The following is a 23070-nucleotide window of genomic DNA, read 5'->3' as shown; positions in this document are numbered from 1 at the left end:
ACAAATTGGGGATCGCGTCGACTTTGAGCGCATCACCGTGATCGCTGCTGCGCTCGACGATGCACAAGCTCGTTCCCTTGATCAAGCAAGCGGGGCAACCCGTCCTGAAGCGCCGGGAGATATCAAGAAAGGGCTAGGCCACTTTGTCTGGCAGTCCGAAATATCGCTTGGCCTTGGCCGAGAACCCGAATGCATAGACCCACCACGCAATCAGCAGTGGTGTAAGGACGAACTGGGCAAGCAGGCCGCCTGCCCGCTGTGCCTGGTTGTCATAGACGGTTGTGTCATTCCCAAAGATGCCTGTAGCGGCAAGAAGCGCCAACGCCAGCAGGCCCAACCAGCGCCCCCACTGCTTTCGCTTGAAGATGCCTACCAGGACGACCAAGATCACTCCAGCGATAGCGAGGCGAAAGCCCAAACCCAGCAAGATGCTCCACTGATTGGGTATCTGCCTGAAATAAGGCGCAAGCAGGAAGACTTCCCGCACGATTCCGGTTGCAAGCGCGAGCTCCGTCAGTGCCAGGAGGATCAACAGAAGCCACGCCGAGATGGGCCGCGGACTGCGCGGCGATTCAGGCGTTGCGAGGACGGTGCTCTCCGGAGGACTGTAGGGATTTCGCTGCATGGGTTGTTCGCTTGATCGGTGCAATTCAAGTTTATGCGGCCAATGGATACGGCGCCCCCACCACACGCTCGTGCCCGACATACCGACTCCCGATTTCCAGAAGCCTGGACGGATTCTCGATCTGCAGTTCCATCAGGTGAATGCCGGATCGCTTGGGCACCCAACAACGCCATGTCAGATAGACCGACGCCAGATCGGAGTTCATGTCCACGTGAACGCCATCGAGGGTCATCTCAAGCGTGGCAGCGTCTCCATCGTTCCAATGCGCGGCGGCGGACAAGCGCACGCCGGGCAGCCAAACCTGGATGTGAGCGTGGTCAGGGTGCATGTGAAGAAGCTGCAGTTCTTCATCGCCGTTCAACCGTCCCTCGTGAATGAGACCCGGCGCGGCGTATTGGTAGAAGCGGTAGTCGAAGTCGTCGGGCAACAGAGGATGCTTTGTCTCCAGCCACGCATCGTCGAAGGTGCCCGTGAACTGCTGGCGCGGTCGCCATACCGGTGGCAGCAGGCCAAAGCCTTGCGGCACATAGTCGTGGCGTCGCCAGTCGAGAACCGGGTCGGCGGGGTCTTCGATGCAAGGGGCAGGAATGTCAGCGTCCCCGAGGCTGTGCTCCGCGTCCACGATGCCGCATCCGATGGGGTTGTGGCGATGAACGTCGACGGGCGTCTGCTCGTCGCCCGTGCCGGGTATCGCTCCCCCGAAAGCTCCGCGCCAGTCGAGTGCCACGGCCTTTACCGGCCGGGCTGGTGAGAGCACCCAATCCTTCTTCTTCCCGGACGCTCCGTCTTTGTCATCGCCCTTTTGCCTCGCGGCGCACTGCCAGGCTCTCGGGCCGTGCACCCGCAAGACTTTCTCGAGCCTGCCCAGGCGCACTCCGGCAAGCCACGAACGAGCCTCAACGCCTTGCGGTGCCCAGCTCGCACCCAGGATGGTGAGATCGGCTGCCGGCCTGAAGGGCACGATGTCGCAGGTCCGCACGAGCAGACCATCGGCGGGATCGCCTTTGTAGCGGTCGGCGAACTCAAGCTCGTCCTGCCGGGGTGCGAGCACCAGCGGTGCATTCGGCACAACATGGAAACTGCCGCGCACCGTCAGTACGGCCATGTCGGTGCCGTCACGATGGAACTGCGAGAAAGCCAGGGCAGGAAAAGGCGTGCGGTTCTCGAGATGGGGAGCCATGTCAGGTTGCAACAGGGAGTCGTGAGACGGTAGTGAACAAGAGACGGCCACGCCTCATCAACACCGCAGGACCACGAAGACCCGGTATGCGCCCTCGTCACGCGTGGCGAACAACTGCGCCGGCAGTTCGGCGAGCGCGCGCGGAATGTCGATGAAGGCGGCGGGATCGTCGGCTGCGAGTTCGAGCACCTGCCCTGGTTCACAGCGCCGCAGCGCCTTGCGCAGACGCAGCAGCGGTGTCGGGCAGCGAGTGCCGCAGGTGTCGACATGCAGCGTACGGATTTCGGCGCCGGCTCCAGGCGCAGTGCGCACCGGCAGGAAGGTGGCGGACCGTGCCGGGTCTACATCGGAGGATTTCACTGCGCCTCCGCCTTCATGGTCCGGAAATCGGGCATGGCCACCACGCGCTGCAGCAGCACGGATTCGATTCCCACCATCGGTACCTTGAAGTCCACGCCAACTACGCGACCGTCTGTCAGGAAGTGAACGATGCGGCGCTTGCCTGCACGCAGATCGACGCTGCGGCCGACAGCTTTCTTCGCGCGCCCTGCGGAGTCTCTCGCTCGACATCGAGGCCGAAGGGCAGCGGCAACCTGGCGGCATCGATCTCGAGTTCGTGCAGCACCCAGTGCTCCGGGTCGACGGCCTGCGCTGCGAAGGCGCTGCGCAGCAGCATGCGAAGGCCGCGCGACAGGCTGGCGTAGTGCGCAGGTGCGCATGAAGGTTCGGGCGGCGGGCATGCCGCAGGCGTGAACTCCGCCCAGTTGGCGAAGCCGGGCAGCCAGTCGCCGAGGCCGTGGCAGCCGATGCGCTGGGCAGCCTCGGCTACCCATTCGACGTCGCGCTTCCACAAGGGCATAACGCCGCCTGCCTCAGGCGATGGGCGGATTGCCCGGGAAGACAATGCGCTCCCAGCGGGTGCCGTCGAAGCGGGCGATGTCCCGGTAGCCAATCGACCAGAGCACGCCATCTACCGCCTGCAGCACATGGCCGTCGCCGTGCGCCGGCACGAGGCCGGTATCCACCGGTTTGACTGCGTCGCCCTCGCGCACGAACAGGCCCTCGGAGGTGGCCAGGTAGACCTTGCCGCCGTAGATCGCCACGTCGCTGTAGTTGCGGGTATCGTCGAGCGCCGAGACGTCGGTGAAGCCCGCCGCATGGCTGCCGCGCAGCAGCACGCCGCCGTGGCCGCAGGCCCAGACTGCGTCGGGGCCTTCCACGCACAGCCCGGTGAGCTTCGCCGCCTCGATCGGAACCTTCACCCAGGCACCATCGGTGCCACGGTGGAACAGCACGCCGGCGCTGCGGTCCGAGTCCCATCCGGCGACGTATATCGAGTCCTCGCCAGGTCCTCCGATCGCGTTCAGCATCAGGTTGTGCTCGCCTTGCGCGGGTTGCAGGATGCCGTCGTCGACGTGCACCCAATCGCGCTCACCCTCGCCCTCGCCTTCGCAGCGGTAGACTTGGCCGCCGTCACCGCAGGCGTAGAGGTGGCCACCGATCTGGCGCACCGCATTCATGTAGCCCCAGCCCTCGGAGTCGTCGTCCCAAAGGCCCGCGCCGGCTATGCGCTCCATCACCGGCGGCTTGCCGACCGGCAACCGGACGACGTCGCCGTCCTCGGCCGCGAAGACAAAGGCCTGCGCCTCGCCATCAGGCCCGGCCGCGCTTTGCAATGCGGCGGCGCTGATCGTCAGCGGCAGGTCGAAGTAGCGCCACTGCAGGGGTTTGTCGGGCGTGAAGAGGCAAAGACGCGCGAAACCGTCGAAGCGCTCCTCGAGCCTGGAGCACGAGACGATCAGGAACTGGCGATTCACCGCGATACCGGTTTCAATGCGCAACTGGGGCGTGGAGGGAGGTGGTGGGAACTGTTCCATGTGCGTGGTGATGTCGGTGGGGTGCTTCGCTTCACTCTATTCGATTGGCCAACCTGCGGCCTTGAGGGCCTCGCGCGCAGCCGCCTTCACGGCCTTGGAAGCCGACTTGTAGGCCCGCACCAGCGCATCGTTCGAAATCTTCTTGAAGAACTCGTCGGTGGCGGCCTCGAACTTGCCCTTGCAGTCGGGCTTGGCCTTCCCGAGCGCGTCGTAGGCGATCTGCTTGACCTTCTCGAAGGGCACGGTGCCACTGGCGCCTCCGGCGGCGCGGATCGCGTTGTCCATCAGGCGGTGCACCTCGCGGTGCTCGTCCTCACTGAGGCAGATCGCCGGGCCCTCGTCCAGCGAAGGCGCGCCCGGCACGCGCGCGCCGGGCGCTTTGCGGGTTCCGAGCCGCAGGATGTAGTCCGCAATGATGTGATGGGAGTCCTGACCGGGCGGGCATTCGTTCTTGCCGTGCGCACCCGGATTGCAAGGGTCGGGCTTGCCCTCGACCCGCACGCCGGCGTCAGGCTGTGGCGTCGGGTTGGGCGTGGCCTGGGGCTGCGGCTGCGGCTGCGGCTGCGGACTGGCAGCCTTCACCTTCGACGCCCTGTACCGTTCCAGTTCGGTATCTCTCCATTCCTTGATCTGCCGGCGCGCATCGGTGCTCTGGAACGGGCCGAGCGCATCGCGTGCCTTCTGATCGATTTCTCGCTCGACCGGATCAGCGTCCGGTCCAGGACGCGGACCCAGCAACCGGAGGTCGACAGGGGTGTCGCCTTCCATGCTGAGGATGACCATGATGATGCCGGCCCAACCCATCGGCCTCAGGAGGCTCGGCTCATAGGGGCTCTTCAGGTCGGGCGGCGTGGATGGCTTGAATATGTTGTCGTTGGCCGCCGGCCCCGGCTGAAATACCGGGTTCGGCCGGGTCTGCGGGATCGTGGGATTGGGCACGTCCGTCACTGGCGCATTCGGCAACGGTTGCGCCTGCGCCAGCAGGATCGGCTTTTCTCCAAGGGCTGTTCGCACAAGACTCGCATACCCCGTGGCACTGGCAGCAGTAGTGATGCGAGCCTTCCCCGTTTTCTCCCGTTCGGTCTCGTACGTCTCGATGATCGCGCCTTGCGCCTGCGCCTTTGCCAGCAGCGCCTGTACCTCGCTATCGTCGATGGCTGCGCCATCCTCGGACGACCAGTACTTGCCGCGATCCTTCTTGTAGATCAACTCGCCGACGGTGTTGCGCTTGTTCATCCAGAAGGTGTCGCCATCGCGCACCAGCCATTGGCCGTTGACGCGCACAACGGAGGAAGCGGTCTTCGGCTCAGCGATGTCGCCTACCGTGCCCGACTTGATGCCAGTGGCCGTGCCAGGCTCGTCGCCAGTGACGTGGGTGACGACGCTGTCGAACTTAAAAGCCTTGAGCCCTGTGAGAAACACGTTCTGCGAAGTGCTGGCGTCGTCGCCGAGCTTGCCGGTGATCTGGTAGGGAATGGGCGGCGTCGACGAGCCGATGGGCGTCTTGCAGACGTCGGGCGCGGTACATACCACGATCGCTTTGCTGACGTCGCGACCGGCTTCGGGGGCTGCATCACTGGCTGGCGTCTTCGGCCTCGGTTTGCCTAGGATCACTGCCACGCGTGTGATGCGGTTGCCGCCAGAGATGCCAGACAGGCCATCGGTGATCCCGTCAGGCTTGGTGAGTGACGTGCCGGCCTTGGGATCGAGCGTCATCTTCGGTAGGTCTCCGCCGCGTCCTCAGCAGAGATCTATGACCTTGCCGTTGATCCGCACCGCGCCGGTGGCGCGGAAGTCGAAGCGCGAACCGGTGAGTGTCACCTGCCCGTCCTTGGTCATCTCCAGCCGACTCTTGCCCACGGTGATGACGAGCTTGTCGCCCACATCGAGCGAGAAATCCTCCCCGATGGTTTCGCTCTTGCTCTTGCCCACAGCCACCGTCTGGGTCAGGCCGACCAGCGAGGTCTTGGCGATGCCGACTTCCTCCGACGACGTGAGCGCGACGAAGCGGTTCATGTTCTGCAGCACGGTCAGCAGCTCGTTGGCCTTAATCGTCTCCATGCGGTTGTTGCCGATGGTGATGGTCTCGTCGTGGCCCACGGTCTCGGTGCGGTCGTGGCCCACCTTTACGGTTTCGTCGTTGTCGATGGTCTTGGTGCGGTCGTGGCCCACCCAGTGGGTTTCGTCTTTCTCGACCTCAATGTCCTGGTTGCGCTCGGCATGCAGCCACAGTTGCTCGGCGCCTTTCTTGTCCTCGAAGCGCAGTGCGTTGGCGTTGGCGTCGGTCGCCCCCTCGGAACTGCGCGTAAGCAGGCCGCTTTGCGTTGCGTTGGCGGGCAGCTCCCACGGCGGCATGTTGTCGGCGTTGTAGACGCGGCCGGTCACGATGGGCCGGTCAGGGTCGCCGTTCTCGAAATCGACGATCACCTCCTGCCCGATGCGGGGGATCTGGATGCCGCCGAAATTCGTGCCAGCCCAGGGCGACGACACGCGCACCCAGCACGAGCTGTTCTCGTCCTTGGTGCAGTAGCGGTTCCAGTGAAAGCTGAGTTTCACGCGGCCGTATTCGTCGGTCCAGATCTCGCGCCCAGCCGGGCCGGTGACGATGGCGGTCTGCGGGCCCGTGGTGCGTGGGCGCGGCGCTTCGGGTGCAGGTGCGCGAAAGACCTTGCTCGACGGGATCACTTCGAAGTCAACCCGGCATTCGAACTCCTGTTGCGCACTGGCATCGCCGATGTCCTGCAGCCGCAGGTGCGCATCGGTCACGAGGTATTCGCGGTTGGAGTCGTTCTGCGGATGCCGCTCCAGCGACATCAGGCAGCCCGGCACCACGGCGCGCAGGTTGCCCGAACCGTTCGCACGCTCGCCCTGGCTGCCGGTTTCTTCCATGCGGGTGCGCACCAGTTGCTCGCCCTCGGACTCCACGACGTAGTCGCCCGGCCAGCCGTAGCGCTCCTGGCTGCTTTGCGCGGTCTTGCGCGGCATGGCACTCACCTGCTGCAGCCGCGCCTTCGGCCGCTTGAAATCGAAATCGTCCGTGACCCAGCGGCCGCTTTGAAGAGTCTCGCAGGCGTTGAACCGGTCGCAGTGCTCTGCGCGCACGGTGTCGTCGGCACCGTAGAAGGGAATCTTCTGGTAGCCCGCATTGGCGTACGGCTGGTGCGCGGACACGTCGTCGACTATCACGAGCTTGTGGCTGTCCTCGGCATGCTCGAAGTAGTAATACAGCCCCCACTCGTGCATCAGGCGTGCGACAAAGTCGAAGTCGCTCTCGCCGTACTGCACCTGGAATTCGCGCGTCGGATAGCTGTGGGTGGTCTTCACTTCGTGGGCGAAGTCGTAATCGGACAGCACCTCGCGCAGGATGTCGAGTACGGTCTTGCTCTGGAAGATGCGGTAGTCGCTCGTGCGCGTGGCCAGGGTGAGCCAGGGCTCGATCACGCCTTCGTACAGCGCGCGACGATTCTCCAGGCGCAGGAAGCGAACGCGCGTGACCAGGCCCGAGATGTGGCGCTTGCCCCCGTCCGCGCCGGGGCGCCCGTCGAGCACGACGTGCACCGTGAGCGTCTCGCCCACCAACTTCTTGATGTCCACGTTGGCGGCCTGCCGCTCGTTGTAGCCCGCCTGCTCGGGCGTGCTGAACGTGACGGTGTAGCGGAACAGGCTGCTCAGGCCTTCGTCGCCTTCTATGGCCACTGGCTCCAGTGCGGGTTGCCCGCCCAGCGTGGGCAAGGCGGCACAAGAAGCGGTCAGAACGCGGATTGCTCGCGCTGCGCCTGTTGGCATGACACTCTCCCCGGAAATCGGATCAACGCACGAAAGGCAAGACAGCGAGCCGGCTCCTGCAGCTCGATGAAACGGAAGCGCTTCGCTTCCGTTTCATGCGCGAAGAGGCATCAAGCCTCTTTGTTTTCCTTGATATTCCAGCCCAGCACCGTCTCGGCGCCCTTGCCGCCCTTGTCGGTCTGTTCCCAGTACTGCTGCTTCACCTTTGCGGCCTGGAAGGCGTACTGCACGAGCACGGCATCCGAACCTTGCTCTGCCGTGTACTGCACCGAAGTGACCAGCACTTCTTCGAGCGTGACGCGCGTGTATTCGATCTGCGCGCCGCCGGCCTTGCAGACCGACACTTCGATCTTCGCCAGGTGCTTGCCGCTGGCGCAGTTCTTCAGGACGGACGGCGCCGCCTTGTCGATGCGTGCCACCACCTGCAGGTCATTGAAGCTCGCCTTGCCCACACCGCCGCCGCCGCCGCTGACCATGTTTCCAGGCTGCGTTGCTCCCCACGCAAACGACTTGATGTCCGTCCACTCCTTGTGGTTCGAGTCCTTCGATTCGCCATTTGCGCCTTCGACGCGCATGAACATGTCTACTGCCATGATTGATTGCTCCCTCAGTTGTGATGCCCTGCCGGGGCACGATGAACAGTTGCCGTCGTGACGGACGACAACCTCGAAAACGCTTAGCTGCGATGTTCGGGTCTGACTGTGACAAATCTATTGAATTTGAATAATTTCCTCCCTGATTACGTTATTCCTCACGATTTATTTTTCACAGCTTTTCGTGGGTATCCAAGAAATAAAGCAATTAGTTTTAGATTGCCTCTTGGCACGTGCTGCGGAGCCTCTGACCAGTGCCGTATCGAAGAGAGGCCAGCGACAGTGGCCTCGGTGCATGCGATCGAGTCCGTGACAAAGATAGCCAGGCCGCACGACGTTCACCAGAGTCTTAAGGCATCGGAAAAAAGAATTAGCTTGGCGCCATTTAAAACAAAACAATTCATCAGCCTAATTTCTTCGCGCATGTAAAAAGGCCCGCCATCGATACGATGGCGGGCCTTTTGTTTTAATTTGCCGGCGCTGGATGCGGCTACGAAACCGTCTGCGCTTCACTCAACCACCTCGTCGCCAACACAGGCACGACATCGGTGGCCTTGCCTTGCAGGAAGGTGAATCCGTACGGCACGTCTTCCATGTCGAGCGCAACCAGTACCTTCTGGGCAGAGCGATCCGCGTACCGCACAAGCGATGCCGCGGGGTTGACGGTGAGCGACGTGCCCACCACCAACACGCGCGCCGCGGTGGCCACATGCAGCTCAGCTTCTTCGAAGTGCTGCACCGCTTCACCGAACCACACGATGTCGGGCCGCAGTTGCGTGCCGTCTTCGCACAACTGGCCCATGGCAATGGGTTCGCCGTCGATGCGGTAGCGCCTGGGTTCAGGCTCCGACGTGCCGCGCGCATACGCGAGCTGTCCGTGCACGTGCAGCACGTTGCGCGAACCCGCACGCTCGTGCAGCGCATCGACGTTCTGCGTGACGATCACGACTTCATACGCCAACTCGAGCGACGCAATGGCAAGGTGCGCGGCGTTCGGCTGCGCTTGCCACGCCTTCGCGCGCCGCTCGTTGTAGAAGGCCAGCACCGCCTCGGGGTGCTTTCGCCAGCCTTCAGGGCTTGCAAGCTCCTGCCACGAGTAGGTGTTCCACAAGCCCTTGGCATCGCGGAACGTGGGCAGGCCGCTTTCGGCACTCACGCCGGAGCCAGAGAGCACGACGATCTTGTTCGGTTGGACTTCGGGTTTCATGCTTCGCTGCTCCTTTGGGATTTTTGCGTTCGAGTATGGCGCTGGCGCCCATGCGAAGGATGGGCAGGTTTTTGGCTCCCCGAACACGGATCGAACGTGTGACACGCGCATTAACAGTGCGCTGCTACTACCAACTGAGCTATCGGGGAAAAAGTGGATGGATCGATGGATGAATGGAGGCACGACCCGGAGTCGAACCGGGGTGGACGGATTTGCAATCCGTTGCATAGCCACTTTGCTATCGCGCCGGAATATGTGGCGTTCCGCAGGGGAGTCGAACCCCTGGCTTCCTCCTGGACAGGGAGGCACTCTGGCCACTGAGTTAGCGGAACGAAAAGACGGAGAAGAGAAAACTGGCAGACCCTCAAGGATTCGAACCTTGGATGCCGGGATCAAAACCCGGTGCCTTGGGCCACTAGGCGAAGGGCCAGTAAAAAATGGTGCCTCGTGTGGGATTCGAACCCACGATCTTCGGGATGAAACTCCGAGGTCCTTGACCGCTAGACGAACGAGACGTGAAAAGAGAAATGGCGCGCGCGGAAGGAGTCGAACCTTCAACCGTTGGGTTTGGAGTCCAGTGCTCTGCCAGTTGAGCTACACACGCGTGGAAGAAAAGAAAAGACGAAGAAAAAAGAGATGGTCTGAGTGGCAGGATTTGAACCTGCAGCCTCCTGCTTCCAAGGCAGGCCGTCTACCAGATTGACACTACACCCAGAGAAAATTTGGTGCCCCAGGGGAGACTCGAACTCCCAGAATTCCGCTTCTAAGGCGGACACGTCTACCAATTGCGTCACCAGGGCTGAATGAAAAATGGTGCGAGGCGACGATCCGTTCCAGTGGCCGGTCTCGCCTCGGTGCTTGCGAATTTTTAAGGAACGTTCACGAGGCCGGAGCCCGGTGTCATGCAGCACGATCGCTGCTTGAGAAACTGAGTGAAGCGAAAAACAAAGAGGCCCGGAACCTTGCGGTGTCCGGGCCTCTTTTCGAGAGAGCTTGGAAGGTCTGCGCCTATGCGCTTCCTCCACCCGGTTGCACCTGATCCTCGTAATCGCACGACCACAGATTGGTCTGCGGCTTCTGCATGGAATACGGGGACTGATCGAGCTGTTGCGACGACGGCAGCAGACCAAAGCTGAGGCCGGCATGCGATGCGACACGCACGAACACATTGCCCGATGCGGGGCAAGTGCTGTAGATGCGGATCTGTGCGGCTTTCACGATGTGTGTCCTGTTGGCGTTGACTGGGTTTGGACTGTAAATAGTCTTTACAAGATCGTCAACCGCCTCGATCAACTTTTTTTCAAGTACCGTTGCGGCAACACATCCCCTCCCCCTTCACCTCCAGGAGCCCGCATGGCGTCTTCGACCCTCGCAGCCCATCCGCACTACGACCGTCTGATTGCAACCGCACGCAACCTGCCTCCATTGCGCGTTGCGGTGGTCCACCCCGCCAACGCTGTGTCGCTCGAAGCTGCTCTCTCCTCCGCAGCACTGGGCCTCATCGCTCCAACGCTGATTGGCCCACGCGCAAAGATCGAAGCCGCGGCACGAGAGATCGGCGCCGATCTCTCGAACATAGCCATCGTCGATGCACCACACAGCCACGCCGCAGCCGACGCCGCCGTCGCGATGGCACTGCGTGGCGAAGTCGATGCATTGATGAAGGGCAGCCTTCACACCGACGAACTGATGGGCGCCGTCGTGCGCCGCGAAGGCGGCCTGCGCACCTCGCGCCGCATCAGCCATTGCTTCGTGATGGACATACCCGGCCACGCGCAGCCGCTGATCATTTCGGACGCGGCCATCAACATCGCACCCACGCTCGAAGAGAAGGTCGACATCGTGCAGAACGCGATCGATCTCGCGCATGCGCTGCAGATGCCGGCGGTGCGTGTGGCCGTTCTCTCGGCAACGGAAACCGTCAACCCCAAGGTTCCATCGACGCTCGATGCCGCAGTGCTGTGCAAGATGGCCGACCGCGGCCAGATCACCGGCGCGGTGCTCGACGGTCCGCTTGCGATGGACAACGCCATCGACGCCGAAGCCGCGCGCATCAAGGGCATCACCTCGCCGGTGGCGGGCCGCGCCAATGTGCTCATCGTGCCCGACCTGGACGCGGGCAACATGCTCGCCAAGAGCCTCACCTTTCTCGGTGGCGCCTATGCGGCGGGCATCGTGCTGGGCACGAAAGTGCCAGTGATCCTCACGAGCCGCGCCGATTCCGAACCTGCGCGGCTCGCCTCTTGCGCCGTCGCGTCCATGCTGGCGAAGGCGGGGCGCGACAAGCTCATCAAGGCGGTCGGCTGAGCGGCCAAGGTCAGCGCGCGCCGGCCACGATCGCAATCCCCCGGATCTGCCCTGCCTCCACCGCACGCTCCGGCTTCGGATAGCGCGCCGGTGCAAACCGGTGCAGCAGCTCCGCCTCCCGCACCTTCGCGGCTTCGAGGTTTGCGAGCTTGACGTGGCCGAAGCCGCGAATCGACAGCGGCAGTGCGGCAATGCGCGCGGCCGTCGCTTGGTTGTCGGCCGAGAGCTCATCCGCCATGGCTTCGAGCAGGCCATCGAAATGCGCGATCAACTCGCGCTCTGCGCGTCGTTCGCCAGTGCGCCCGAACGGATCGAAGGCCGTGCCGCGCACCCGCTTGCCAAGCGCCAGCCATCGCATCGCAGACAGCATCCAGCCGCCGATGCGGATCTTGGCGGGTGCCTGCCCGTGTGCCGCACGAGAAACCAGCGGCGGTGCCATGTGGAATTCGAGCTTCAGCTCGCCTTCGAATTGATCCTTCAGCTTCTGCATGAACGCACCGTCGGTGTATAGGCGCGCCACCTCGTACTCGTCCTTGTAGCTCATGAGCTTGAGCAAGCTGCGCGCTGCATTGCGCGTGAACGGCAGGCTCGCATCGCCACCCGGCAGTGCCGCCTCGCGCGCCTGCAGGCTGCGGATACGTGTCTCGAAGCGGGCCGCCCATGCGGCGTTCTGGTAGCCGGTCAGGTGGCGGCGCGCATCGGCGAGCAACACGTCAAGCGGGCGCTCGTCAGCAGTTGATGCCTGCGCATCGACAGGTGCGGCGCGCAACCCATCAAGCGCTGCAGGGTCGCCCGCAGCAAGCCGCCCCAGCGAAAACGCCGACTGATTGGCCGTCACCGCCACGCCGTTCAACTCGATCGCGTGCATCAGCGCCTCCAGGCTCAGCGGCACCAGCCCGCGCTGCCACGCATAGCCGGCCGCGACGATGTTCGCCGCCAGCGTATCGCCCAGGAATTCTTCCGCCAGGCTTTGCGCATCGAAGGTCTCGACCTGCTCCTCGCCAGCGACGAAGCGCATCTTCTCCAGCAGCAGGTCCACATGCAGATCCGCATCCGGGTTGCGCAGCGACTCGGCCACCGGAATCTCGTGGATGTTGGCCAGCACGCGCGTGCGCCCATGCCGCACGGTCTGCAGCGCATCTGCCGACGCGCCTACGACCACGTCGCAGGCCAGGATCGCATCGGCTTGTTGCGTGTCGATGCGCACCTGATGCAGCCGCTCGCGTGAATCGGCCAGCCGCACGAAGCTCAGCACCGAGCCGCCCTTCTGCGCGAAGCCCATGAAGTCGAGCACGCTCGCGGCCTTGGCTTCCAGGTGCGCGGCCATCGCGATCACCGCGCCGACCGTCACCACGCCGGTGCCGCCCACGCCGGTCACTAGCAGATCGTAGGGGCCGGTCCACGCATGCTCCGCCGGATGCGGCAATGCGGCCACCCGATGCAGGAAGGCATCGCGCCCGGCCGCCAGCGCGCCGCTCTTGCGGCGCAGCTTGCCGCCCGTCACGCCCACGAAGCTGGGGCAGAAGCCCTTGGCGCAGGAGTAATCCTTGTTGCAGCTGGTCTGGTCGATCTTGCGCTTGCGGCCCATCGGCGTTTCGTGCGGCAGCACGGCCACGCAGTTGCTCTGCACGGTGCAGTCGCCGCAGCCTTCGCACACGGCCTCATTGATGAACAGACGCTTGGGCGGGTCGGCCAGCTCGCCCTTCTTTCGGCGGCGGCGCTTCTCAGCCGCGCAGGTCTGTTCGTAGATGAGCACCGTCACGCCCGGCATCTCGCGCAAGCGGCGTTGCACGTCGTCGAGCGCGGCTCGGTCGTGGAACTCGGTGCCTTTCGGAAAGCGGTCCTTGATGTCGTCGTACTTGCCGATTTCATCGCTGACGACGACAACCTGCCGCACTCCTTCCGATTCGACCTGCCGCGCAATGGCATCCACGCTGATGACGCCATCGACCGGCTGCCCGCCCGTCATCGCCACCGCGTCGTTGAACAGGATCTTGTAGGTAAGCGTCGCCTTGGCCGCCACGGCCTGACGGATCGCGAGATAGCCCGAGTGGTAGTACGTGCCGTCGCCCAGGTTCTGGAACACATGCGGCGTCTTCGTGAACATCGCGTGCGAGATCCAGTCGACGCCCTCCCCGCCCATCTGGATCAGCCCCGCCGTGCTGCGGTCCATCCAGTTCGCCATGAAGTGGCAGCCGATGCCGGCGCGCGCCGTCGAGCCTTCGGGCACCTTGGTGCTGGTGTTGTGCGGGCAGCCGGCGCAGAAATACGGCACGCGCTTGACCGCGTCGCTCGCGTTGCCGAGTAGCTCCGGCGGCGTGAAGTCGCGCACATGCTGCAGGTGGTCGCCCAGGTCGTGGTTGTCGGGGAAGTGCACGGCCAGCCAGTGCGCCACCAGTTCGATGAGTCGAGATGGGCGCAGCTCGCCCAGCGCCGACACCAGCGGCTGGCCATCGCGATCGTGCTTGCCCACGAGCACGGGCCGTGCATCCGCCGGTGCGTTGTAGAAGATGTCGCGCAGCTGCGTCTCTACGACCGCGCCCTTCTCCTCGACGATGAGAATTTCTTCGAGCCCTTGCGCAAAGGCCTTGATGCGCGTCTGCTCGATCGGAAAGCTCAGGCCGATCTTGTAGAGCCGCACGCCGGCACGGGCCAGTTGCTCCGGCGAGAGCTCTAGCCGGCGCAGCACCTCCATCAGATCGTGATGCGCCTTGCCGCAGGTAACGATGCCCACCTTCGCGTGCGGGCTCACGATCACATCGCGGTCGATGCTGTTGCGCTTGGTGAAGGCGGCCACGGCCGCCAGCTTGTCTTCGAGCCGCGATTCGATGCGCAGCGACGGCAGGTCGGGCCAGCGGTAATGCAGGCCGTCCGGCGGCGCGCGGTGGCCGGTGGCGGCGCTCACGGTGTCGGCGTCTTCCCAGGCATCGACGCGCTCGTTGACCACGTCCAGGTCGACAGTGCCGGCGCTTTCGACCACTTCAGACAACGCCGCCATGCCGACCCAGGCGCCCGAGTAGCGCGACAGCTCGTAGCCGTACAGCCCGAACTCCAGGTACTCGGCCACGCACGAAGGCTGCATCACCGGCATGCGCCAGGCCATGAAGGCATGGTCGCTCTGGTGCGGCATCGACGACGACACACAGCCGTGGTCGTCGCCCGCCACCACCAGCACGCCGCCATGCGGCGACGAGCCATACGCATTGCCGTGCTTGAGCGCATCGCCCGCGCGGTCCACGCCCGGCCCCTTGCCGTACCACATGGCAAACACGCCTTCAACGGTGCGCTCCGGATCAGACTCGACGCGCTGCGTGCCCAGCACCTGCGTGGCCGCCAGTTCTTCGTTGACCGCCGGCACAAAGCGAATACCCGTTTCCTTGAAGCGCTCGCCGGCCTTCCAGATCGCCTGGTCGACCATGCCCAGCGGCGAGCCGCGGTAGCCGCTGACGAAGCCTTGCGTGTGCAGGCCGCGTTGCGCGTCGCGCCGGCCCTGCATCACCAGCACGCGTATCAGCGCCTGCGTGCCCGTGATGAAGACCGAGCCCGAAGGGGCCCAGAGGTTGTCGGAGAGTTGGTAGCCGGGCCGTCTGAGTGCGGCTGTGTCGTGTGGGGCGTTCATGCCCGGAATTGTTCTGCGACACACCAGGGAAGTGCTTCTTCAATACACTGGCGCAGACCCTTGTTTGAAGAATAATCTTCTCGGAATTTGCCATGAACGTCGATTCTCTTTCCCTTGACGAGCATTGCCTCAAGATCCTTTCTGCACTGCAGCACGACGGCCGCCAGACGGTGCAGCAGATTTCAGACACCATCGGCCTGTCGCCCACGCCCTGCTGGAAGCGCATAAAAGACATGGAAACGGCCGGCGTCATCCGCGGCTACACGGCGCTGGTCGACCCCGAACTGGTGGGCCTGCACGTGTCTGCCGTGGCCGAGGTGAACCTCGACCGCCATAGCGAGGCGATGGTGCAGCGCTTCGAGGAGGCCGTGGCCGCGAGCCCGCAGATCATTCGCTGCGTGTCGGCCACCGGGCCCGCGGACTACATCCTCAACGTGACCGTGCCGGACATGAAGCACTACGAGCGCTTCCTGCACGAGGTGCTGTTCAGCCTGCCCGGCGTGACGCACGTGCGTTCGAGCATCGTGCTGCGCGAGATCAAGTCGGAGACGGCGTTGCCGCTCGACCACCTGCTGCCGGGCACGCCGGGTAAGCCTCGCGCGACGGGGAGCCGGCGAAGCTAGGGTAGGACTTCGGCCTGCCTCTGGCCGTGTGGAGAATGCCGGCATCCGCAGCAACGAAGACGTCCCGACCATGCCCTCGCCAAAGACGACCGCCTTCTTCCCCCGCCTCGCGCTCGCCGCGCTGATTCTTTCTTCTGCCGGTGCCGTCGCCTTCGCGGCCACGCCGACCGCGGCACCAGCGACTGCGCAAAGCGCAGCCAAGGCCGTACCGGGCGCTCCGGTGCCTGCAGGCTCGCCACAGCAGACCGGCCCGGTCCGCTTCCAGTTCGCCATCTACTACGCCAAGACCCCGGCCACCGACCCGATGGCCGCGTTGCGCAGCCGGCTTGCCAAGCTCGGCGGCAGCCCGAAGCTGCTGAAGGCGGCACCCACGCCAGCGACGGCCACCGAGCCCGTGGTCTACGCCAACTGGAACACCACCACGGTGCTCAAGGATTACCGCGCGCCGAGCATGGAGATGCTGCAGCGCTTCGGCCGCGGCATCTCGCGCGAGCAGGCCGAAGCCCTGCAGACCGCGGACAAGGCGCTGATCCTCGATTTCGCGCACCCGGTGCAACAGTCTTCGGCCGCCATGCAGAAAGCCCTGCAGATCACGCTGCAGGTCGCACGCGACACCAACGGCCTGCTGTGGGACGAAGAAACGCGCGAGGTCTTTTCCCCCGACGAATGGCAGAAACGGCGCATCGACACCTGGGCCGGCGGCGTGCCTGACATGTCGCAGCACACGACCATTCATGCCTACCGCAGCGGCGACCTCGTGCGGGCCATCACGCTCGGCATGTCGAAGTTCGGCTTGCCCGACGTGGTGGTGAGCGATTTCTCGTGGTCGAGCAACCGGCCGATGGGCAACCTCGTCAACATGTTCTCGCAGGCAATGGTCGAAGGCGCCACGCTGGCGCAGCCCGGCCAGTACGACCTGGACCTGCGCGCACTCAAGCACGCCGCGGCGCGCGACCCACAGCTCACGCACCTGAAGCCCAATGCCGCCGCGGTGGCCAGGCTCTCGCTGGTCAATGGCACATGGGAAAGCGGCGATCCGCAGAACCGGCTGTACGAGATCCGCTTCGACCGCTACAAGGGCCCCGACCGCTATGCGCAGCAGACCGCCATGCTGGTCTCGGTCTTCGGTGCAGACGAAGACGCGGTCACGCGGCTCAAGCACAACGACGAACTGCTCGCCGCCAGCAAGGCGGCCAACGCACAGCTACCCAAGCTGCGCGACGCCTTCGCCAAGGGCCTGCAGCCCGGCGAATACATCCTCGTGAAGGCGCCCTTCACCACACGCACCGGCGGCAACGAATGGATGTGGGTCGAAATTGCGCGCTGGAACGGCGACGTCATCGAAGGCCTGCTGAAGAACGAGCCGGTCGAGGTGCCGAACCTGCATGCGGGCCAGATGGTGAAGGTCTCGCAGGCCAAGGTCTTCGACTACATGCGCCGGCATCCCGATGGCCGCGAGGAAGGCAACGAGACCTCGAAGATCATCGCGCGCATGCAGAATCCGAAAAAGTAAGAGGATCGATCACGGAGGCCCTCCAATGCACATCCGCGAACTCGCCACCGGCCTGCAGTTTCCCGAAGGCCCGATCGCCATGGACGATGGCTCGGTGCTGCTGGTCGAGATCGCGCGCGGCACGCTCACGCGCGTGCGCGCCGACGGACTGGTGCAGGTGGTTGCCGACCTCGGCGGCGGACCGAACGGTGCAGCCATCGGGCCCGATGGCGCGGTCTATGTCTGCAACAACGGCGGCTTCAAGTGGCACACAGAAGCCGACGGCTGCCTGCGGCCGGTCGGCCAGGCCGACGACTACTCGGGCGGCCGCATCGAACGCGTGAACCTCGCCACCGGCCGCGCCGAGCGGCTGTACGACACGGTCGAGGGCGCTGCGCTGTGCGGCCCGAACGACATCGTGTTCGATGCACATGGCGGCTTCTACTTCACAGACCTGGGCAAGGTGCGCGAGCGCGACATGGACCGCGGCGGTCTCTTCTACGGCCATGCCGGCGGCGGCGCCGCAAGCACGATCGCGCGACCGGTGATGACGCCCAACGGCATCGCCCTTTCGCCGGACGGCAACACGCTCTACTACGCCGAGACCGAAGGCGCCCGCGTCTGGGCCTTCGACGTCACCGCGCCGGGCCGCGTGCGCAAGGACGGCTGGCCCTCGCCGCACGGGGGCCGCATGCTCTGTGCCTCGCCGGGCGGGCACTACCAGCGCTTCGATTCGATGGCGGTCGATGCGCTCGGCAACCTGTGCGTGGCGACGCTGCTGCACGGCGGCATCAGCATCGTGTCGCCCGATGGCAGCACAGTCGAGCATGTGCCGCTGCCCGACCGCTACACCACCAACATCTGCTTCGGCGGGCGCGACCGGCGCACGGCCTACGTCACGCTCTCGGGCAGCGGGAGACTGATTGCCATCGACGACTGGCCGACTCCGGGCCTTGCTCTGAACTTCGAAGCCTAGGACACGACCTGGTAGTACAGGTTTTGCGGGTGCTTCGCCTGCGCAAAGAAGAACCAGCGCTCGGCCAGCAGGCCCGGCGCCTGCACCAGCACCGCGAGCAACCACGGCAACACCGCGGCACTCGCAATACCCCATACCGACAACAACGCTGGCAACGCGAAGGCCAGCAACAGAAAACCGAGCTTCATGTTCTTCAGCACGGCAATCGATGCGCCATGAAAGAACTCGCGCGTGTTGAACGACCCGGCCGACATGCCCATCGACTTCTGAACCAGCTTCTGCGTGCGGATGCCGGTGGCCGATTGCAGCGTCGACTTGTGGCGCAGCCCGGCGTTTCGCCTCAGCGCGCATCCTCGCGCGCCCCATGCCGCCAACGTGGCAACCAACGCGCACGGCCCGAACACCTGCAGGAAGCGCGCCTCGCCAGCCAATGCCGCCATCGCACAGGCCAGCACCAGCCCCGACGACAACCCGATCAGCGTGAAGTTGACGACGGTGAGCGGATGCGCCCATTCCTCGATGAAGCGCAGGCAGGCGTAGATCATCGCGGTGCAGTACCAAAGGGCGACGGCCCCGAAAAGCACGAGCAGCGGCAACAGCCACGACCACGGCGCACCGACGCCGAACCGCAGCGACAACCACCACAGCGCCACCAGCGCGATGAACGCAGGCAGCACGATCACCTCGCGCGACATCCACGAGGTGCGCCACATCAGTACCGCGCGCCATGCACGCGTCTTGCGGCCCAGATGCATGAACGATGCGGCAAGCCCGGCCACGAGAAGCACTTCGGCAACACCAAGTGCCAGCGTCAGAAAGCCCGGTGCCAGCGCAAGACCGAACAGCGCCGCAAGTGCAAGCGTGAAGACCAGCCCCTGAGCCGCGCCGGCCAGCGTGGTGAAGAAAAGAATGGAGAACGCGGGATGCATCCGGCTACTCCCTCGCGTCCGTGGCCTGCGTGATGTGCCGCGGCAGATACTGGTTGGCCGGGCTGGTTTCCCACTCGGGCATCAGCTGGTAGCCGCCGCGCTCGCGGATCGCCTTCGAGACTTCGGAGTCTGGGTCCTTCACGTCGCCGAAGATGCGCGCGCCCGTGGGGCAGGCCTTCACGCAGGCCGGCTTGCGGTCTTCCTTGGGCAGTTGCTCGTCGTAGATGCGGTCCACGCACAGCGTGCACTTGGTCATCACCTGGCGCTCTTCGTCGAGCTCGCGCGCACCGTACGGGCAAGCCCACGCGCAGTACTTGCAGCCGATGCACTTGTCGTAATCAACCAGCACGATGCCGTCTTCCTTGCGCTTGTAGCTCGCGCCCGTGGGGCACACGGGCACGCACGGAGGGTCTTCGCAGTGCAGGCAGCTCTTGGGGAAATGGATGGTTTCGGTGACCGGGAAGGCGCCGGCCTCGTAGGTCTGCACGCGGTTGAAGAAGGTGCCGGTGGGGTTGGCGGCATAGGGGCGCTCGTCGGCGAGCGGGCCTGCGCTCCCGGAGGTGTTCCATTGCTTGCACGAGGTGACGCAGGCATGGCAGCCGACGCAGACGTTGAGGTCGATGACGAGGGCGAGTTGCTTGGCGAGTGTCTCGCCCTGCGCCGCGCGCACTGTGTTGCTCCCTCTCCCGCTTGCGGGAGAGGGTTGGGGTGAGGGTGCAGCAGCCTTCATCACGGCAAGGCTTCCAGCTCCAGCGCCGCCGCCCTCACTCCAGCCCTCTCCCGCTTGCGGGAGAGGGGGCAAGACCGGAGCCGACGACATCAAGTCCTTCAACCACTGCATCATTTCTTCCCCCTCCCCGCAAAGTACGTCAACACGCTCGCCGCCTTGCCCAGCACCCCAGGCACCGCCGGCATGCTCGCGATCTGCGGATAGCTCTCTTGGGGCTCGCCGGGCTCGGCCGGCCGTATGCGCACGCGCACGTCGTACCAGCCGGCCTGCCCGGTGATCGGGTCGGAGTTGCTGATGGTCCCGCTCGCGGTGCCGGCGCAAGGCAGCTCTTCACTGATCAGGTGGTTCAGCAGAAAGCCCTTGCGCGCCTCATCGGCACCCGGTGCCAGCTGCCATGCACCATCCGCCTTGCCGATGGCATTCCATGTCCACACCGTACCCGGCTCCACCGCCTCGCTGTAGCGCAGCATGCAACGCACCTTGCCCCAGCGGCTCTCTACCCAACACCAGCCACCGTCGGCAATGCCCGCGGCCTGCGCGGTCAGCGGGTTCACGTGCAGGTAGTTGTGGCTGTGGATCTGCCGCAGCCAGGCGTTCTGCGAGTCCCACGAGTGGTACATCGCCATCGGCCGTTGCGTCAGCGCGTTGAGCGGGTACGCGTCGAGATCGGTCGCGGCCTCTTCGAGCGGCGCGTACCAGAACGGCAGCGGGTCGAAGTATTTGTCGATGCGCTCGCGCAGCGCATCGGGCGGCTGCCGCCCCGCGCTCTTGCCCTGCGCCGCAAGGCGAAAGCTCTGCAGCGTGTCGGAGTACAGCGCCAGCTGCACCGGGTCGTTGCGCTGGCGCCAGCCCTTGTCTTTTGCGAAGTCGAGGTACTCCCGGTTCCAGTTGCGCATGTAGTGCATGGTCTCGGGCATGTGGTACTGGAACACGCAGTTGTTCTGCGCATAGGCCTCCCATTGCTTCGGGTTCGGCGCGCCGCGCAGGTGCTCGGTGCCATCCTTGCCGCGCCAGCCCATGAGAAAGCCGATGCCCGGCTGCGGCTCGAAGTTGACGACGAAGTCGGGGTAGCCCGTGAACTTGCGCCCGCCCTCCGGCGTGGTGAAGGCCGGAAACTTCAGCCGCGAAGCCAACTCGATCAGCACCTCCTGAAACGGCCTGCACTCCCCCGTCGGCGGCACCACCGGCACGCGCACCGAATCCACCGGCCCGTCGAACTCGGAGATCGGCCGGTCGAGCATGCCCATCACGTCGTGGCGTTCGAGATACGTGGTGTCTGGCAGCACCAGGTCGGCAAAAGCCACGGTCTCGCTCTGAAAGGCGTCGCACACCACCAGGAAGGGGATCATGTGCTCGCCCTTCTCGTCCTTGCGGTTCAGCATCTCGCGCACCGCCATCGTGTTCATGCTGGAGTTCCAGGCCATGTTGGCCATGAAGATCAGCAGCGTGTCGATGCGGTACGGGTCGCCCTTTGCCGCATTGGTGATCACGTTGTGCATGAGCCCGTGCGCCGACAACGGGTGCTCCCACGAGAAGGCATGGTCGATGCGGATCGGCGAGCCGTCGGGGTTGATCGCCAGTTCTTCCGGGCTGGCCGGAAAACCCAGCGGCGCGGCATTGAGCGGCGTGTTCGGCTGGATCATTCCGGGGTCGTTGAAGGCCCGGTAGTTCGGCACGATGTGACGCGGGTACGGCGCCTTGTGGCGAAAGCCGCCAGGTGCGTCGATGGTGCCGAGCACGCTCATCAGCACTGCCAGTGCACGCACGGTCTGGAAGCCGTTGGAGTGTGCCGCCAGCCCGCGCATCGCATGGAAGGCCACGGGGCGCGCCTGCGTTGTCGCATGCTTCTTGCCCCACGCATCGGTCCACGGAATGGGCAGCTCGAAGGCCTGCTGCAGCGCCGTCTCGCCCATCTCGCGCGCCAGCTTGCGAATGCGCGCCGCGTCGATACCGGTGATGGCCTGTGCCCACTCCGGCGTGCAGCTCGCCACGCGCTCGCGCAACAGCTGAAACGAGGGTGCGACGCGCGTGCCATCGGCCAGCGTGTAGTGGCCCTCGAGCGCCGGATCGCAGCCGTCGGCAATGCCTTCGGGGTATGCGGGCTTCACGGTGCCGCTGGCTTTGTCCCACACCAGCTTGTTGTGCGGGTTGCGGCCATCGCCCGGTGGGCCGCGCTCGGGGTCGAAGGCGAACAGCCCTTCGCGCTCGCAGTTGTCGAGCACCACGAGCTGCGGCGCGTTCGTGAAGCGCTTGAGGAAGGCGTGGTCCACCAGCTCATTGCCGATCAGCTCGTGCAGCAGCGCCATGAACAGCGCGCCATCGGTCCCTGGCTTGATCGGAATCCACTCGTCGGCAATCGCCGAATAGCCCGTGCGCACCGGATTGATCGAGATGAAGCGCCCACCAGCTCGCTTGAACTTGCTGATCGCGATCTTCATCGGGTTGCTGTGATGGTCCTCGGCCGTGCCGATCATCACGAACAGCTTGGCGCGCTCCAGGTCGGGCCCGCCGAATTCCCAGAAGCTGCCGCCGATGGTGTAGATCATTCCCGCGGCCATGTTGACCGAGCAGAAGCCGCCATGCGCCGCGTAGTTGGGCGTGCCGAACTGCCGCGCGAACAAGCCCGTGAGCGCCTGCATCTGGTCGCGCCCCGTGAACAGCGCGAACTTCTTCGGGTCGGTCGCGCGGATCTTGCCGAGCCGCTCTGTGAGCATGTCGTAGGCGCGCTCCCAGCTGATCGGCTCGAACTCGCCGGCCCCGCGCTCGCTACCGGCCTTGCGCAGCAGCGGCTGCGTGATGCGCGCGGGCGACACCTGCTTCATGATTCCCGAGGAGCCCTTGGCGCAGATCACGCCCTGGTTCAGCGGGTGGTTCGGGTTGCCGTCGATGTAGCGAACCTCGGGGCCCTTTTCACCTTCACGCAGGTGCACACGAATGCCGCAGCGGCAGGCGCACATGTAGCAGGTGGTGGTCTTGACCGTGGTGTCGGCCGTGGGCGTGGGCGCGACCAACGGGTCATGCACCGGCTCGCGAGACAGGAAGCTGAACACTGGCGGTCCTTTGTTTTCAGGCGGGGTCCGTGCGATGTTATGCAGCCTCGATCAAACGAAAAAGCAGAGAATATCG

The 23070-nt window shown here is 64.7% G+C and carries 18 protein-coding genes and 7 tRNA genes; 4 read left to right on the top strand and 21 right to left on the bottom strand.

From position 1 onward, the window contains the following. Positions 1 to 133 precede the first annotated feature (133 nt). The 17 genes from ACSFBF_RS14580 to ACSFBF_RS14500 all read right to left on the bottom strand — a co-directional run bounded on the left by ACSFBF_RS14580 (position 134) and on the right by ACSFBF_RS14500 (position 10486). Entirely contained in the window at positions 134 to 625 is a 492-nt protein-coding gene (locus tag ACSFBF_RS14580; RefSeq protein ID WP_435468085.1) for a hypothetical protein, read from the bottom strand. Between the two features lie 31 nt (positions 626 to 656). Next, the gene (locus ACSFBF_RS14575; protein WP_435468083.1) at positions 657 to 1805 is read right to left on the bottom strand and encodes a DUF2169 family type VI secretion system accessory protein; all 1149 of its coding nucleotides are present in this window, start codon (positions 1803 to 1805) and stop codon (positions 657 to 659) included. Between the two features lie 57 nt (positions 1806 to 1862). Further along, positions 1863 to 2165, bottom strand: a complete 303-nt coding sequence (locus tag ACSFBF_RS14570; protein WP_435468081.1) for a sulfurtransferase TusA family protein — start codon at positions 2163 to 2165, stop codon at positions 1863 to 1865. A gap of 115 nt (positions 2166 to 2280) precedes the next feature. Further along, a complete protein-coding gene (locus tag ACSFBF_RS14565) occupies positions 2281 to 2664 on the bottom strand; it encodes a hypothetical protein (RefSeq protein WP_435468079.1) in 384 nt (127 codons plus the stop codon). A gap of 13 nt (positions 2665 to 2677) precedes the next feature. Continuing rightward, positions 2678 to 3682 (bottom strand): hypothetical protein, encoded by a 1005-nt coding sequence (locus tag ACSFBF_RS14560; protein ID WP_435468077.1) that lies wholly within the window; start codon positions 3680 to 3682, stop codon positions 2678 to 2680. 36 nt (positions 3683 to 3718) lie between these two features. Then, complete coding sequence (locus ACSFBF_RS14555; RefSeq protein ID WP_435468075.1) at positions 3719 to 5398, bottom strand: DUF4150 domain-containing protein; 1680 nt, start codon at positions 5396 to 5398, stop codon at positions 3719 to 3721. A 24-nt stretch (positions 5399 to 5422) separates the two neighbouring features. After that, positions 5423 to 7468, bottom strand: a complete 2046-nt coding sequence (locus ACSFBF_RS14550; RefSeq protein WP_435468073.1) for a type VI secretion system Vgr family protein — start codon at positions 7466 to 7468, stop codon at positions 5423 to 5425. Positions 7469 to 7578: 110 nt separating this feature from the next. After that, positions 7579 to 8061, bottom strand: a complete 483-nt coding sequence (locus tag ACSFBF_RS14545; protein WP_435468071.1) for an Hcp family type VI secretion system effector — start codon at positions 8059 to 8061, stop codon at positions 7579 to 7581. 490 nt (positions 8062 to 8551) lie between these two features. Continuing rightward, a complete protein-coding gene (locus ACSFBF_RS14540; RefSeq protein ID WP_435468069.1) occupies positions 8552 to 9268 on the bottom strand; it encodes an SIR2 family NAD-dependent protein deacylase in 717 nt (238 codons plus the stop codon). Between the two features lie 72 nt (positions 9269 to 9340). Beyond that, a tRNA-Asn gene (locus tag ACSFBF_RS14535) sits at positions 9341 to 9417 on the bottom strand. A 25-nt stretch (positions 9418 to 9442) separates the two neighbouring features. Continuing rightward, a tRNA-Cys gene (locus tag ACSFBF_RS14530) sits at positions 9443 to 9516 on the bottom strand. An 8-nt stretch (positions 9517 to 9524) separates the two neighbouring features. Beyond that, positions 9525 to 9600, bottom strand: a tRNA-Asp gene (locus tag ACSFBF_RS14525). A gap of 106 nt (positions 9601 to 9706) precedes the next feature. Next, a tRNA-Glu gene (locus tag ACSFBF_RS14520) sits at positions 9707 to 9783 on the bottom strand. A gap of 13 nt (positions 9784 to 9796) precedes the next feature. Beyond that, positions 9797 to 9872, bottom strand: a tRNA-Trp gene (locus ACSFBF_RS14515). A 33-nt stretch (positions 9873 to 9905) separates the two neighbouring features. Then, positions 9906 to 9983: transfer RNA gene (locus tag ACSFBF_RS14510), tRNA-Pro, on the bottom strand. Between the two features lie 8 nt (positions 9984 to 9991). Next, a tRNA-Leu gene (locus tag ACSFBF_RS14505) sits at positions 9992 to 10068 on the bottom strand. Positions 10069 to 10276: 208 nt separating this feature from the next. Beyond that, positions 10277 to 10486: a hypothetical protein gene (locus ACSFBF_RS14500; protein WP_435468067.1), complete on the bottom strand. Its 210-nt coding sequence runs from the start codon at positions 10484 to 10486 to the stop codon at positions 10277 to 10279. Between the two features lie 135 nt (positions 10487 to 10621). On the opposite strand from ACSFBF_RS14500, the gene ACSFBF_RS14495 reads away from it, so the two are divergent. After that, on the top strand, positions 10622 to 11575 hold the full coding sequence (locus ACSFBF_RS14495) for a phosphate acetyltransferase (protein WP_435468065.1): 954 nt from the start codon (positions 10622 to 10624) through the stop codon (positions 11573 to 11575). 10 nt (positions 11576 to 11585) lie between these two features. On the opposite strand, the gene ACSFBF_RS14490 is transcribed toward ACSFBF_RS14495, so the two are convergent. Continuing rightward, the gene (locus ACSFBF_RS14490; protein WP_435468063.1) at positions 11586 to 15194 is read right to left on the bottom strand and encodes an indolepyruvate ferredoxin oxidoreductase family protein; all 3609 of its coding nucleotides are present in this window, start codon (positions 15192 to 15194) and stop codon (positions 11586 to 11588) included. A gap of 92 nt (positions 15195 to 15286) precedes the next feature. Between ACSFBF_RS14490 and ACSFBF_RS14485 the strand changes: the two genes are divergently transcribed. The 3 genes from ACSFBF_RS14485 (at position 15287) to ACSFBF_RS14475 (ending at position 18285) form a co-directional block, all read left to right on the top strand. Then, positions 15287 to 15817, top strand: a complete 531-nt coding sequence (locus ACSFBF_RS14485) for an Lrp/AsnC family transcriptional regulator (protein WP_435468061.1) — start codon at positions 15287 to 15289, stop codon at positions 15815 to 15817. A gap of 70 nt (positions 15818 to 15887) precedes the next feature. After that, a complete protein-coding gene (locus ACSFBF_RS14480) occupies positions 15888 to 17330 on the top strand; it encodes a DUF2314 domain-containing protein (protein ID WP_435468059.1) in 1443 nt (480 codons plus the stop codon). A gap of 25 nt (positions 17331 to 17355) precedes the next feature. Next, a complete protein-coding gene (locus ACSFBF_RS14475) occupies positions 17356 to 18285 on the top strand; it encodes an SMP-30/gluconolactonase/LRE family protein (RefSeq protein WP_435468057.1) in 930 nt (309 codons plus the stop codon). On the opposite strand, the gene ACSFBF_RS14470 is transcribed toward ACSFBF_RS14475, so the two are convergent. Genes ACSFBF_RS14470 through ACSFBF_RS14460 form a run of 3 tightly spaced genes read right to left on the bottom strand, consistent with a single transcriptional unit; the run spans position 18282 to position 22994 of the window. After that, positions 18282 to 19214, bottom strand: coding sequence for a dimethyl sulfoxide reductase anchor subunit family protein (locus ACSFBF_RS14470; protein ID WP_435468055.1), 933 nt, complete (start codon positions 19212 to 19214; stop codon positions 18282 to 18284). The two genes, ACSFBF_RS14475 and ACSFBF_RS14470, sit on opposite strands and share 4 nt — an antisense overlap. 4 nt (positions 19215 to 19218) lie before the next feature. Beyond that, complete coding sequence (locus ACSFBF_RS14465) at positions 19219 to 20058, bottom strand: 4Fe-4S dicluster domain-containing protein (RefSeq protein ID WP_435468053.1); 840 nt, start codon at positions 20056 to 20058, stop codon at positions 19219 to 19221. Beyond that, positions 20055 to 22994: a molybdopterin oxidoreductase family protein gene (locus tag ACSFBF_RS14460; RefSeq protein WP_435468051.1), complete on the bottom strand. Its 2940-nt coding sequence runs from the start codon at positions 22992 to 22994 to the stop codon at positions 20055 to 20057. The genes ACSFBF_RS14465 and ACSFBF_RS14460 overlap by 4 nt, the downstream gene beginning before the upstream one ends. Positions 22995 to 23070: the final 76 nt, after the last annotated feature.

The organism is Variovorax nivicola (assembly GCF_051216475.1).
Lineage (GTDB): Bacteria > Pseudomonadota > Gammaproteobacteria > Burkholderiales > Burkholderiaceae_C > Variovorax.
Note: the sequence above shows the minus strand (reverse complement) of the source record. Positions and strands in the feature narration are given on the sequence as shown.

Excerpts from the sequence above, each read along its gene's own strand:
- ACSFBF_RS14580 (WP_435468085.1), bottom strand. The coding sequence starts at position 625 with ATGCAGCGAAATCCCTACAGTCCTCCGGAGAGCACCGTCCTCGCAACG.
- ACSFBF_RS14575 (WP_435468083.1), bottom strand. The coding sequence starts at position 1,805 with ATGGCTCCCCATCTCGAGAACCGCACGCCTTTTCCTGCCCTGGCTTTC.
- ACSFBF_RS14565 (WP_435468079.1), bottom strand. The coding sequence starts at position 2,664 with ATGCCCTTGTGGAAGCGCGACGTCGAATGGGTAGCCGAGGCTGCCCAG.
- ACSFBF_RS14560 (WP_435468077.1), bottom strand. The coding sequence starts at position 3,682 with ATGGAACAGTTCCCACCACCTCCCTCCACGCCCCAGTTGCGCATTGAA.
- ACSFBF_RS14555 (WP_435468075.1), bottom strand. The coding sequence starts at position 5,398 with ATGACGCTCGATCCCAAGGCCGGCACGTCACTCACCAAGCCTGACGGG.
- ACSFBF_RS14550 (WP_435468073.1), bottom strand. The coding sequence starts at position 7,468 with ATGCCAACAGGCGCAGCGCGAGCAATCCGCGTTCTGACCGCTTCTTGT.
- ACSFBF_RS14545 (WP_435468071.1), bottom strand. The coding sequence starts at position 8,061 with ATGGCAGTAGACATGTTCATGCGCGTCGAAGGCGCAAATGGCGAATCG.
- ACSFBF_RS14540 (WP_435468069.1), bottom strand. The coding sequence starts at position 9,268 with ATGAAACCCGAAGTCCAACCGAACAAGATCGTCGTGCTCTCTGGCTCC.
- ACSFBF_RS14495 (WP_435468065.1), top strand. The coding sequence starts at position 10,622 with ATGGCGTCTTCGACCCTCGCAGCCCATCCGCACTACGACCGTCTGATT.
- ACSFBF_RS14490 (WP_435468063.1), bottom strand. The coding sequence starts at position 15,194 with ATGAACGCCCCACACGACACAGCCGCACTCAGACGGCCCGGCTACCAA.
- ACSFBF_RS14485 (WP_435468061.1), top strand. The coding sequence starts at position 15,287 with ATGAACGTCGATTCTCTTTCCCTTGACGAGCATTGCCTCAAGATCCTT.
- ACSFBF_RS14480 (WP_435468059.1), top strand. The coding sequence starts at position 15,888 with ATGCCCTCGCCAAAGACGACCGCCTTCTTCCCCCGCCTCGCGCTCGCC.
- ACSFBF_RS14475 (WP_435468057.1), top strand. The coding sequence starts at position 17,356 with ATGCACATCCGCGAACTCGCCACCGGCCTGCAGTTTCCCGAAGGCCCG.
- ACSFBF_RS14470 (WP_435468055.1), bottom strand. The coding sequence starts at position 19,214 with ATGCATCCCGCGTTCTCCATTCTTTTCTTCACCACGCTGGCCGGCGCG.
- ACSFBF_RS14465 (WP_435468053.1), bottom strand. The coding sequence starts at position 20,058 with ATGATGCAGTGGTTGAAGGACTTGATGTCGTCGGCTCCGGTCTTGCCC.